The organism is Nocardia mexicana NBRC 108244, from assembly GCF_001613165.1.
Taxonomy (GTDB): Bacteria; Actinomycetota; Actinomycetes; order Mycobacteriales; family Mycobacteriaceae; genus Nocardia; species Nocardia mexicana.
Genome location: NZ_BDBV01000119.1, coordinates 31,008 through 42,888, shown reverse-complemented (window position 1 = coordinate 42,888; position 11,881 = coordinate 31,008). Strand labels below are relative to the sequence as shown.

At 68.6% G+C, this 11,881-nt stretch carries 10 protein-coding genes (1 of these 10 running past the window's edge); all 10 read right to left on the bottom strand.

The window, feature by feature from the left end:
• Positions 1-1,057 (bottom strand): hypothetical protein (locus NM1_RS36540; RefSeq protein ID WP_068031177.1); only part of this gene is annotated, 1,057 nt, incomplete at its 3' end.
• Positions 1,054-1,371: a type VII secretion target gene (locus NM1_RS36535; protein ID WP_068031174.1), complete on the bottom strand. Its 318-nt coding sequence runs from the start codon at positions 1,369-1,371 to the stop codon at positions 1,054-1,056. The genes NM1_RS36535 and NM1_RS36540, both read right to left, overlap by 4 nt.
• A gap of 99 nt (positions 1,372-1,470) precedes the next feature.
• Positions 1,471-1,758 carry a YbaB/EbfC family nucleoid-associated protein gene (locus NM1_RS36530; protein ID WP_307719352.1) on the bottom strand — a complete coding sequence of 96 codons (288 nt, stop codon included), beginning with the start codon at positions 1,756-1,758 and terminating at the stop codon, positions 1,471-1,473.
• A gap of 53 nt (positions 1,759-1,811) precedes the next feature.
• The gene (locus tag NM1_RS36525) at positions 1,812-2,177 is read right to left on the bottom strand and encodes a hypothetical protein (protein WP_068031169.1); all 366 of its coding nucleotides are present in this window, start codon (positions 2,175-2,177) and stop codon (positions 1,812-1,814) included.
• Between the two features lie 517 nt (positions 2,178-2,694).
• Complete coding sequence (locus NM1_RS36520; RefSeq protein ID WP_169814387.1) at positions 2,695-3,738, bottom strand: serine hydrolase domain-containing protein; 1,044 nt, start codon at positions 3,736-3,738, stop codon at positions 2,695-2,697.
• A 36-nt stretch (positions 3,739-3,774) separates the two neighbouring features.
• On the bottom strand, positions 3,775-4,608 hold the full coding sequence (locus NM1_RS36515) for an ESX secretion-associated protein EspG (RefSeq protein ID WP_068031163.1): 834 nt from the start codon (positions 4,606-4,608) through the stop codon (positions 3,775-3,777).
• On the bottom strand, positions 4,605-6,101 hold the full coding sequence (locus tag NM1_RS36510; protein WP_157124070.1) for a hypothetical protein: 1,497 nt from the start codon (positions 6,099-6,101) through the stop codon (positions 4,605-4,607). Before NM1_RS36510 ends, NM1_RS36515 begins: the two co-directional genes overlap by 4 nt.
• Positions 6,102-6,135: 34 nt before the next feature.
• Positions 6,136-6,543, bottom strand: a complete 408-nt coding sequence (locus NM1_RS36505; RefSeq protein ID WP_068031157.1) for a hypothetical protein — start codon at positions 6,541-6,543, stop codon at positions 6,136-6,138.
• A 249-nt stretch (positions 6,544-6,792) separates the two neighbouring features.
• Complete coding sequence (locus tag NM1_RS36500) at positions 6,793-8,382, bottom strand: hypothetical protein (protein ID WP_068031154.1); 1,590 nt, start codon at positions 8,380-8,382, stop codon at positions 6,793-6,795.
• A gap of 114 nt (positions 8,383-8,496) precedes the next feature.
• On the bottom strand, positions 8,497-11,881 hold the 3' portion of the coding sequence (locus NM1_RS36495; protein ID WP_068031152.1) for a WXG100-like domain-containing protein. 26,711 nt of this gene lie beyond the right edge of the window; 3,385 of the gene's 30,096 nt are visible here — the last part of the coding sequence; the start codon falls outside the window, past its right edge; it ends in the stop codon at positions 8,497-8,499.

Sequence of the window (11,881 nt, the reverse complement as noted above, 5' to 3'; positions counted from 1 at the left end):
CCAGGGCTCCGCCGCCACCGACGCCGCCGCCACCCTTTCCGCCTGCCGCGCCGCCGATTCCGCCGCCCGCTCCCGAGGCGGCGTCCTCCGGCTTCGCGACCGGCGTGGGCGCCGACATCGACGTATTCGCCTTCGCCAGTTGGCCGATCGCCTGTGCGCCCTGGGTGCCCATGCTCATCAGCGGCCCCAGCAGCTGGAGCATCTTCGTGACGTCCTGCGACGACTTGACGCCCTTCGGGGCACCGGTGATCGGAATCTTGGTGCCCGCCTTGGTCATTCGACCACCGTGTACCGCGAGCTCACCCTTGGTCTTGGCGGTGATCGCGAGCGCCTCGGTGATCGACTGGATGGTCTGCTGCACCAGGAACGCCTGGCCGACACCGCTGATGATGAACAGCGGCGCCATCGCCATGGTCATCGCCTGCTTCGCGACCACACCGCCGATCTGGACCTGGCCCGTGGCGACGCTCCCGGCCGCGCCGATCAGCACGTCCTTCTGCCCGGCGCTCTGCGTGCCCAGCGCGGCCGAATCCACATCCGCCGCGGCGGCCTTCTTCGACGCCTCCTGCGCCGCCTGACCCTGCCAGAGGGTCATGGCGATCTGCAGCGCCGAGCCGCCCAGCGACATCACCGTCTGCAGCACACTGCCCACGTTGGACAGCATCTGGGTCGGGTCCATCGGCGGCGCCGGCGGCGGAGCGGCCACCGGCTGGGCGCCGGGCGCGGCCGGATCACCCTGCGCCGCACCACCTTCCGGTGCGGGCGCGGGAGCCGGTGCCACCGCGGGCGTCGGCGCGAACTGCCCGGTGCCGAATGCCGAGGCGAGATCGGTCAGCGGTCGCATCAGTGCGCTGAGATCGATCACCGGCAGCGGCGGCAGGCCCGGCAGCGGCGGCACCCCCTGCAGGTCGGGTAGGCCCGGCAGCCCCATGTCCTGCAGGATGTGATCCACCGGCTTGTCCAACATGGGCGCCATGGCGCTGCCGCGCAGCAGCTCCAGCACCGTCGGATCCGGTGGCTCCGCGCCCGGCGGCGGAGTTACCCCCGGCAGGCTCATTGCTGCGTGCCGACTGACCCGATGTCCGCGCCGGATGCGGCATCGGTGGTCTCGTAGGTGGCGGCGGCCTGATGCGACGTCAGGGCCGTGCCGGCGTGCACGGCGGCCAGTTGCGCCACGGAGGTCAGATGATTGGCCTGCGCGAAGGCGAAGGACAGCAGGAATTCCTGGCCGATGAGCCCGAATACCGGAACCGCCGCGGCCATCGTCGCCGACTGATCGACCGCCCCGGCAGAAGCGACCTCGGAAGCCATCACGGCCGAAGTGTCGCCGTATCGGCGCAACGCGTCCGGCACTACTTCTACGTGATTCATACCCTCATCCAATCTCAAAACGTCGCATGACGTTTCGGTTCTCAACGGTACCTTTACAAGTTCATAGGCTGCGATCCGTGCGGGGTTAACATTCGGTGACTACCCGGCGTTCTCCTCGTTGTAGGCCGTCACCAGATCGGCGCGTTCGGAGAACGCTTGCTCGGCCGCCGCACGGGCCGTGCCGACCAGCGTTTTCTCGAATTCTTCGGGGGAGAGTTTCGAAATCCGGCCGGAGAAACTCAGCCCGACCAGTGCGCCGTTGCCGTCCACCTCGGCGGTTATCGCACCGTCCTCGGAGGTGACGCTGGCCCGCACGTCCTTCATCGCGTCATCTAGATCACGCAACCGGTACAGCTGTTTCTGCACGCGTGCGATCAGCTCGTCCATCGTGTCGACCATGGCTACCTCGCGTTCCCCTTACCGGTCGGCCGAATCCGCGCTCAGACCGAGCGCAACCAGCTCTGCGGCTGCGTGTCGTATTCCTGTTCCTCGATGATTTCCTGCCGCGCGACATCGGCCTCGGTGGGCAGCCCGGTCAGCGCCAGCATGTCGGAGCTGAACCCCGCCTCCTGCAGCTGTTTCCGGCGTTGCAGCCCCGCGCGGTTCGCCGCCTGGCGGCACAGCCGCAGGATCTCCCCCGCCAAAGAGTCCGGGTCGCGGCGCAATTCGTCGGCGTCGACCCGAATGCCCAGCGGCAGGCCCTGTTCGGTGGTCCGCACCGAGACCGCCCCCGTGACAGAGGCCGCGCTGAACTCGGCGGGGAACTCGTCCTCCGGCCGTGCCTGTCCCTCCTGCGGCGCAGTCATCCTCGGGCCCTCCTGAAAAAAAGTGTCACATAGAGCATCTCATGCACGTCAAGGCCCTTATCGGCGCGGCACCACCGTTGCCGCAACCCAGCGTTAACCTGCACGATCTGCCTTCCCTCCAGGTGACATATCCTACCCAGCCCCCAGGCCCGGCGCCGACCGTCCCGACGATCGATCGGTACCGCACCGTACGATAGCGGCATCCGAGCGCGGTCGATAGCGGAGGTTTCTGTGGCACGCTTCCGGCACGGATCTGTGTCAGGATATGCGTGCGGACTGTGGGTCACGGCGCCCGCCCGGTCGCTGCGGAGTCGACCGCGCAGGGCTGTGCAGGTCGACAATGTCCGGGATTATCGGGTCGAAAATAAGGGCAAACTTCGACGATCATCAATCCCACCGGCGACGTTTCGAGCCTCTCGATTGCGGTGAATTTCACGGCGGCGCTCAAAAACTGAACGAGCCGACGACCGCCGTTCTTTCCGACGCTTCGCAGAGATCGTCCGAGGCGTGGGTGAATTCAGCCGTCGACGTAGCTCGGGTAGAGCGCGCGCATGAGTGCGAGGGCGATCGCCTGGCTGACGACGATATTGTTCACCAACCCGTTGGATACGACTGCGACCGACGCGTCCTCGGCGGGATAGCGGAACACCGCGCACGACGAACCCGGCGTCATACCCCCGTGGCCGACCAGCGCACCGGGGCGCTGCACCCCGAGCCCGTACCGGTGCACGCCCCGCCACCCGTCCACTTGCCGAGGCGCCGCCAATCGCTCACGCTGCAGGTCCGCTGACAGCAGCGTGCCGTCGGCGAGCTCACGAACCCACATCAGGAGGTCCTCGATCGTCGAGGTCATAGCGGCGGCCGTCCACAGGACATGGGGGTTCATGTCGCCGAGTTCGCGCAGCGTACGACTGTCGGGATCGAGTGCGTAGACCGCCGGATGCGGGTCGGGAAGCTTTGCGACCGAGGGGAATTCGGTGTGCTTCAGGCTCGGCACCGCCGCGACGACATCGCCGTTGATCACGTCGGCCGCGGGATTGCCGGTCACCTGCTCGAGCACGAGTCCGAGCAGAATGTAGTGGCCGTTGTGGTAGCGGGCCTTGGCACCCGGTTCGAAAGCCGCAGGCATGCTTCGCATCACATCGATCTTGCGCTGTTGCGGCCAGTCCGCGTCGGCGGTGTCGAGCGTCAGTCCCTCGACCGTCGGCAGCCAGTCCGATGAATCGGCGTAGTCGGGGACACCGGAAGTCATGTTCAGGAGGTGTCTGATCGTGATGCGCTCGCCGTTCGGGATTCCCGGGACGAAGGGTTCGAGGGTGTCGTCGAAACCGAGTCGGCCCCTGTCGATCTGCTGCAGGACAGCCGTCGCGGTGAACGTTTTCGTGACACTGCCGATGCGGAAGTGGTCGCCGAGCCGGAACGGTTCGCCGGTGGTCACGTCCGAGACGCCTAGTGCACGCTCCCATCGCTGACCACCAGCCTCGACGACCGCGCCGAGGCCGGGCAGACAGTGCTCGTAGAACTCCGTTTCGAGGAGGAACTCGAGCGCGTCACGTCTCATCTCGTCGAGCATCGCACTACTTCTGTACTCGTATGCTCAAGAGACTCGGAAGTCACGTTCGACCGGCCGGTTCTCCCGGATCCGCCGGACCAGTTCGGCGACTCGCTGGTTGACGAATCTTTCGAACGCGTTGCCGTCCACCGGAATTGCCACCGGATTCGGCTTGGGCTCGATCAGGTAGCGGCCGTCGTCGGCGAGGTCACGCCAGCGCACGAGATAGCCACTGCGGTCCTGGAGCCAGTGCGGGGCACTGCCCGGTTCGACTACCAGTTCGCCGTGATGGGTCGACTTCGCCTTGCGCCAGCGCTCGGAGCGCTGATACGTCGGGGCCGGGTCCATCGAATCGAACACCCCCGAGGAGTCGGGGTCCAATCCGGCCTGCTCCTGCGTGACGATCGGAACCTCGCGCAGCTTACCGGGCCCGACCTTCGGCAGCTGGTCGATCACGGCTTTCGCGAGCCCGACAATATCGGTTTCATAGACGTCGACGTCGCCGCCGCGCTCAATAGGCTCGCCGTGCTGCTGCACCAGAACCAACGCATAGCCTGCGCGTCGCAATCCGAGCACGCGCGTCACCACCGGATTCTCCGTCGCGTCACCGGGTCCCTCGCCCGACGCCCGAATGACAATGTCCGGATTGACGGCGGCCTCCCACAGGTCCAGCAACTCGGCGGAATCCCAATCCTGCGGCCCGCGGAGCGGCGGATTCGCCAAGAGCCGTTCCGCCGTCTCCCTTTTGGCGCGGACATAGTCGTCCTCGTATCGGTGAGTCGGCGAGTGCGTCAGCGGGAACGGCAGGCTGTCATCCGACATCATCTCCCACAACACCGCGACCTCGAGCGAGGTCAGCCGCCCACGGTGAACGGTCATTTCTCGACGACCGGCTTCGCGACGACCGGGGCGTCGCCCAGGGCCTCTTCCAGATGTTCCGTGGAGTCCAGGTAGTCGGCTCGCTTGTGCTCCTTGTTCTGGCCGTTCTGGCCGCCGCCCGCACCGCCGCCGCCCATCGGACCGCCCATGCCGCCGCCGGCGCCCGCGCCCGCCGCCATACCCGACCGACCCGATGTGGCGGTCGCCGCCGAATCGGTCATGCTGGCACGAGGGAACAGGCGATCCGCCGTGGGAGAGGTCTTGCCGCTCAAGGCCGCTCCCGGGCCGCTGCCTACGCCGACACCGCCGCCCTTCCCGCCACCGGCACCGCCTCCGGCGCCGCCGCCCTTGGGTCCGCCCTTGGCGAGTCCCTCCGAAAGTCCGGCCACGCTGGGCATTCCGGCCAACCCGGCCTTCGCAGCCTCGGACTGAGCGGCCTGCATACCCTGCTGCGCCGCCTGCTGAGCGGCCTGCATACCCTGCTGCACCGCTTGCTGAGCGGCCTGCATACCCTGCTGCGCCGCCTGCTGCTGCGCCTGTCTCTGCTGTTGCTCCTGAGCCTGGCGCTGGGCCTCCAACTGCTGCTTGCGCTGCTCCTCCTGCAGCTTCTGTTGCTGCTCCTGAGCCTGGCGCTGGGCCTCCAACTGCTGCTTCTGCTGCTGCTTCTGTAGCGGCGAGACGCTCGGCGAGCCCGGGCTGCCGGGGTTGGTAGGGCTACCGGGGTTGGTAGGGCTACCGGGGCCCTGGTCGCCAGGCTTCTTCTGGCCGGTTGTCGGGTCGATCCCTTTCGTCACCGATGTCGGGAGCGGGAACATCGGCATGGCCGCGTCCACAGATTTCCCGCCAGGAACGAAGATCTGGTTCACGACGTCGTTGGCTCGCAGCCTGAGCTGCTCCTGCACACGCTTGTGTTCTTCGCCGGAGAGGTTTTGGGCGTCCGCCGAGTAGGTAGGATATGGGTCTTCCGACGTGGTGGCGAATTCGAAGTCAGGGGCGTTAGCTCTCACGACTTTGGTCACGACGTTCGTCTTCTTGTCGGCCAGCTGACCGTTTTGGTCGGGAATGTTGTTTTGCGTGTCCGCGAGGAATTTTGCCGAGAAATCCAGGCTGTTCGCGATCGCGGTCATTACAGTAGGGAGCTGGTCCAGTTGATCGGCGTAGTTTTGCACCGCCGACGATGCGGCGGCACCGGCGTTCGACTCCCAGGAATCGCGAATCGTCGATTTCACTTGATTCGAGAATCGGTTTTGGAGCGTATTCAGCTTGGTGCCGTGATCGCGCCACTTCTCCGCCAGCGATTCGACCGATTTGGGGTCGATCGAATCACGGAATTTCACAAGTTGTGCCAGAGTCGCGTTGGAGACCTCCCATCGGATCTCGCCGACCTCGGTCTCGATCTTGCTGTCGGTGCCGAGCACGGTATTCTTGTCGGCCTTCGGGCTCTTCGGCTCGAACTTGTTCAGCTTTGCTTCTTCTTTATCTGTGCCGCCCATCATTCACCTCCCTGTGGCAAGGACAGCCGGAATCTCACGGCTTCTTCGGCCGGTAACCATCGATCGCCTTGTCGTAATTGGCAAGGTCTTCGGAAGTGTGTTTTTCGTTCAACCAATACGCACGACCGGCAGCAATGAAGGTTTCCATCATGTCGTTGACGAGGTCGCGGTGCTTCGTCAGCACGTGCTTCAGCGAGGAATCGCCACCGTCCACGCGGGACTTGTAGCGATCGGCGAGATGCTTCGCGTTCGGGACGGCGTCGCCGGCGCCGTCGCCGAAGCCTTTGACCTCGGCGAGCTTGTCGGCGTCGCCGATCGCGCTGTTGAGCTCGTCGATCATGTCACCGCACAGCTCGACGCACTTCTTGGCGGCTTCCGGCTTCAGCCGGATGTAGTTCCCCTTGGCAGCCTTGGTCAGGCCGTCGAATTCGCTGTCTGCCATCGGTCGGTCCTTCTACGACGAGATACTCGGAAAATTGTCGGCCCTCGAGCGATCAGGGTGAGTACCGCACCGGTGGTCCCCCGCCCGCCCTCGCACGTACCGGCGTCGTAGTACGACGTCACCGGCAAGGTCGTGCTCACGTCGTTCAGCATATCGGATCGGGCGGTGGCCGCAGGCTGTGCGCGGCGACGCCACCGATCGGTCGAAAGGAGTTCATCTGTTGGCTCTTTCGGCAGTTACCTCGCCCCCTCATCGGATCGGGAAGTCGGCGGCGGCGGTGGTTTGGCGCTGGTGGAAGCGCTGTTCGAAGCCCTCGGTGTAGATCGACGGGGCTACCGAGGAGGAGGACTGTTCGATCACGCCGTCGTCGGCGATGTAGAAGATGGCGCGGCCGACCGCGATCTCGCCGGGCTGGGTGGGGACGAATACCATCCAGCCGACGCTGAGCCGCTCGGCGACCAGTTGGTCGACGGGGTAGCGCGAGGTATCGATGTCCAGGCTCAGGATGTGCTCGCGGACGCGGGTGATCGCGCGCTCCTCCGAGATGGGTTCCGGGACGGTGGTCACCAGCCCCGCCAGCGACAGCTGGTAGAGGGCGCCGTCGATATCGTCCGACGGATCGGTGAACAGCGCGGTCAGGGTGTTGCGGGTGACCACGCCCGCCTCGGCCGCGGCCACCAGATTCGCTGCGGTGGAACGCAATTCCTCGCTGGGCTCGGCGCTCAGCACGCCGCACACCACGTCGATGACCGTGTCGGCGGTCCACATGCCGGGCACGGCCGCGCTGATCCGGTCGGAGGTGGGTGACGCGCCGCGGTACCAGCTCCCGCGCTCCCACCAGTAGCAGAAGGAGAGCATGCCGCGGGCCGCGCGGGGGTTGAGCACCTGGTTCGCGACCCACTCCGGAGCGCCCGCGTACAGGGCGGGCAGCGGGGCCCCGCTGTTGTAGGCCGAATCCAGTTCGGGCGAGCTCCAGACGCCGCCCGACAGCACCGCGCGACCGCCCGGGAGCACGTACAGCGTCGAGCCGCTGCGGGAGGATCCCTCGAAGACACCCAGTGCGGGCAGCACGCGCGGACCCCACTCGGAACCGACGGCGACGAAGGCCGCCGCGACCGTCGCCCACCGCGCCCACAGCACGGGCAGCACGGGGAAGTCGTCCGCCGACGGCACCGCGGCGACCCCGGCCTCGCGGTCGGCGCGCGCCTGCTGCGCCGCCTGCTGCGGGGAACGCCACTGCCGGTTGTCGTGGCCTATATATGCGGCGAGCCAGACGGGCAGCCGATTGCGCGGATACGCCTCCAGGTCGGCCCGGTAGGCCTCGGGGATCAGCAGTTCGTCGTCCGGGAACGGGTCGTCGCCGTAGTCGTAGTCGGCCTCGAGCTGTCCGGTGGCCTCGAGCTGCAACACGAGCCGCCACCACGGACCGTCACCGAGCTGGGCCGAGACCTCGCGCTGCAGCCGCACCAGCTCCACCACCTCGTCCGAGGGGTCGGCGCGGATCGCGCGGTCGGCCTCGTCGAAGTACTGCACGTACATCACCCCGCCCGCGACGGTGATCGAGAAGACCGCCCGCAGCCTGCGCCAGCCCTCCGGCCCGGCGACCGCGAGTTCGCGCGCGACGGTGTGGGTGAGCTCGGTGGCCTGTGCCTCGACAGACTTCTCGGCCTCGGGCGCCTCCGGGGTGGGTTCGCCCGGGTCCGGCGACGCGGGCTCGTCCGGGGCTCCCTGGTCCGGCCCCGCCTCCGAGACCTCCGCAGAATCCTCCGGTGCCATCCGGAAGGTGAGGTCCGGTGCCTCCTCGCCGTCCTCGGGCTTGTTCTGCTGCGGGTCGTTCATGCGGTCAGGCCTTCCTCATCGCTGCGATGGGTGCACGGCACCGGCAATTTTGCCGTGCGGGTATCCACTGCACCAGCCGACAATATCGGGGCCTCGAAACGGGTTGCGACATGATCAGTGACGGAAGACCCCCTCTCGTCGCCGGGGATCGGACAGGATGTCGCTGATCATGCGTCCGACGTCGCGCCCCTCACCGGGGAACGGATAGCGGGCGTCGACGACCGCCACGCCGCCGCGGCCGACCTGGAGCCAGGTCCGGATCGGATCGGTGCGGCCCCAGTAGACGTCGACCGCGGGGTCGTCGAGGTCGACGATCCGGCCGTCCGCCCACAGATACAGCCGGCCGTCGCGGCGGTAGAACACCACGGCGATCTCGCCGAGCCGCCCGTACACGCCGCTCACCGGCCCGGTCACCATCGACAGCCATTGCACGGCACCGGTATTCGGGTCGAACATGGCCGGGCCACCACTGCCGTCGGCGGACTGCACCACGATCCGACCGTCGTCGCCCGGATGGACTCCGGTGTCCCACCGCCGATCTGCGCCGAGCGGCGCACCCGCCGCGCCCGGGGGCTGCACCGGAGGCGGCATTACCGGTGGAACCTGTGGTTGCGCGTCCGGGGGCACCGCTCCGTGGGGCACATGGGGCGCGGCGCCCGGCGGCGTGGAGGCCATTGGCAGGTACGGATGGCCGGGCCCGGCACCGTTCGGAACGGATTGCTGGTCCCCCGGCACACCGTCATTCGGCTCCGCTGACCGTTCTCCCGACTGCGAGCCGTCCGGCGATGCCGCCCCGGCGGGGTGCAAGCCCGCAGGTGTCAGATGCGGCGCATCTCCTGTCGGCACAGGACCGTTCGGCGACAGCGTCGAGCCGGGCGCCGAGGCCGGAGGCGGATAGTCCGGTGGCACAACACCATCCGGGGCCGCCGGGTGATCAGCAGGCAGCGCACCGTCTCCCCGCGGCTCGGCAGGATGCAAGCCAGCGGGCTGCGACGCGTCACCAAGGGGTGCAGGGCCGTTCGGAGGCGGCGCGAACGGCGACATCGAGTCGGGCGCTGACGCCCGAGGCGGATAGTCCGGCGGCACACCGTCACCCGGCGGTATCGGCTGGCCCGGCGGCACCGGGGAGACGTCCGGCGACGGTGCCCCGGAAGGTAGAAAACCGTCGCCGGGTGGCTGCGGAGTTGCGACGGGAGGTAGCAAACCGTCGGCGGGTGGCTGTGGAGTTGCCATGGGTGGCTGCGGACCGTTCGGTGACGGTGCCTGCGGTGGCGGCACGTTCCACGGCGGCAGGGTCGGCTGCTGTGGGACGGGCGAACCGGCCTGCCCCGGTGGCCATGGCAACTGGGGCGGTTCGGGCGGGTGCTGCCCTCCCGGCCACTGCGGTGCCTGCGGCCACCGCGGTGGTTCCGGATACGCGGGTGGTGTCGGTGGCGCAGGGGGTTCCGGCAGCGATGGTGGAGTCGGTGGCACCGGAGTAACGGGCGGTGTCGGGTGCGTCGGCGGCACAGGCGGAGTCGGCGGGGTCGGCGGGGTCGGCTGCGCAGGCGGAGTCGGCGGCACAGGCACGGTCGGCGGCGCAGGCGGGGTGGAGGGCACAGGCGAGTCCGGCGGTGTCGACGGTTCTCCTGCGTTGGGAGGCGTTGAGGGGGCCGGGGCCGGGGTGTCCGGCTGAGGCGACTCTCCCGCGGGAATCGGCGGGGTCGAGACCGGTGGCTCCGGGGCCGGGCGCCTCGGCGGCTGCGGTGGGGTCGGCGTGGAGGGCTGCTGGTGTGGCGGGTCCTGCGGCGGTTGCGGTGGGGTCTGGTGTGGCGTCTCCGGGTCCTGCTGGTGCGGGTTCGACGATTCCAGCCACTGTGACACGTCCACATCGGGTGCGCGGAGAGGCAGTGGCGGCAGCTTCCCGTCGGGCAGCTCGACGTCGAAGAAATGTGGCGGGTGCGGTACCCGCGACATCAGGTACGGCGCAGGGCTTTCCGAACCGCCGGGCGCAGGCGGCCCCGCCTCCGGCCCGCGACCCCCACCGTCGCCGTTCCCCCCGGACCCGTCCGAACCACCATCGTCGCCCGTGCGCGACCCACCGAATCCGTCATCGTCACCGGACGGACGCCACCGCACCTCCACCGCCGACGACGAACCGTCCCCGTCAGAATCCGCCCCGTCCTCGGCGCGACCTGTCCCATCTCCGGCAGAATCCGCCCCGCTCCCGGCACGACCCGTCTCATCCGCAGCGCGACCCGCCCCATCCACGGAGGGAGTTGTCCCGTCCTTGGAGGCACCCGTCCCGTTCCTGGTGCGATCCGCCCTGCCCTCGGCGCGATCGGTTTCGTCCGCGGCGCGATCCGTCCCATCCTCGGCGCGATCCGTTTCGGCCGCGGCGCGATCCGTCCCGGCTCCGGTGGGATCCGTTTCGTCCGCGGCTAGGACACGGCCCTGTTCTGTGCCGGGTTGGCGGGAAGCCTTGTCTGCGGACGGGTTCGGCGGGGGGTCGTTCGATGTTCGGGGGGCCTGGTCCGATGGTGGCTCCGGGAGGGCGGCGGGTGGCTCGGTGCCCGTCGGTTCGCCGGGGTGGTCGGGAGTGGCGCCGGGGTCGGGGGTGCCGCCGGGGCGGCTGAAAAGGATTGTTACGGCGGTGTTTTCGCCGAGTGGACCGCGCAGCTCGCGGAAGGTTATCTCGGTGAGGCCGAACTCGGCGACGATGCGGCCGGTGAAAGTGTTGCGGGCGGCATCCTCCGGCGGCAGCCGCAGCTCCTGGATACCGGCGTTGAACGAGTCGAGGTTGTCCGACAGGACGCCGCCCGCGTGCCAGCCGTCCTCCAGGTGTCGCACGCGGTCGCCGAGTTCACGCAGGACGTCACGCAACATCGTTGCGCCGTTGGGGGTCCCGGGCCCCACCCGGACCTCGCCGCGCAGGATGCCCTCGCTGTCCACCCACATGTACACGCCGTGGTCGTCGTCGCCGCCGTACCGATGCACGTAGGAGACCCCGATACCGGTCTCGGTCACGATGGGCCCCGCGGCCTCGCCCGCGTTCGGGGGCAGGCCCGGATCGGCGACCGGCGGGCGCCCACCGGCGGCCGGATCCCGTGCCAGCTCATCGGTCCGCGAGAGTGCCCGGGCCAGTTCCTCTTCCAGGCGTGCTACCGAATTCCGGGCCCGCAGGCATTCGCGGGCGGCGGCCTCCAGCGCACGACCGCGCTCGCGCCACAGGTCGGGCCCACCGGTCGCGGGCGCCTGCCGTGTCCGGGCCACCAGATCGTCGACCCATCCGATGAGATGTTCCTCGTCGGTCAGCCCGGCACGCGGGTCGTCGGTGAAGTACTGCGCCGCGTCGTCGAGCCGAGTCTCGGCCTGGCGCAACCGGTCCCGCTCCCCGTCCAGACGCGCACGCACCTCCTCGGCCTCGCGCAACGCCCGCGCGAGTGCCGCATCGCGGTCGCGCGCCGCCGCCCGCCGTTCCTCCTCGGACCGCGGCGAGCGTTGCTCAGCCTCGCGCGTG

What these genes read in the sequence shown, in the direction of transcription:
- NM1_RS36535 (WP_068031174.1), bottom strand. Translation starts at nt 1,371, where the DNA reads ATGAATCACGTAGAAGTAGTGCCGGACGCGTTGCGCCGATACGGCGAC.
- NM1_RS36530 (WP_307719352.1), bottom strand. Translation starts at nt 1,758, where the DNA reads ATGGACGAGCTGATCGCACGCGTGCAGAAACAGCTGTACCGGTTGCGT.
- NM1_RS36525 (WP_068031169.1), bottom strand. Translation starts at nt 2,177, where the DNA reads ATGACTGCGCCGCAGGAGGGACAGGCACGGCCGGAGGACGAGTTCCCC.
- NM1_RS36520 (WP_169814387.1), bottom strand. Translation starts at nt 3,738, where the DNA reads ATGAGACGTGACGCGCTCGAGTTCCTCCTCGAAACGGAGTTCTACGAG.
- NM1_RS36515 (WP_068031163.1), bottom strand. Translation starts at nt 4,608, where the DNA reads ATGACCGTTCACCGTGGGCGGCTGACCTCGCTCGAGGTCGCGGTGTTG.
- NM1_RS36510 (WP_157124070.1), bottom strand. Translation starts at nt 6,101, where the DNA reads ATGGGCGGCACAGATAAAGAAGAAGCAAAGCTGAACAAGTTCGAGCCG.
- NM1_RS36505 (WP_068031157.1), bottom strand. Translation starts at nt 6,543, where the DNA reads ATGGCAGACAGCGAATTCGACGGCCTGACCAAGGCTGCCAAGGGGAAC.
- NM1_RS36500 (WP_068031154.1), bottom strand. Translation starts at nt 8,382, where the DNA reads ATGAACGACCCGCAGCAGAACAAGCCCGAGGACGGCGAGGAGGCACCG.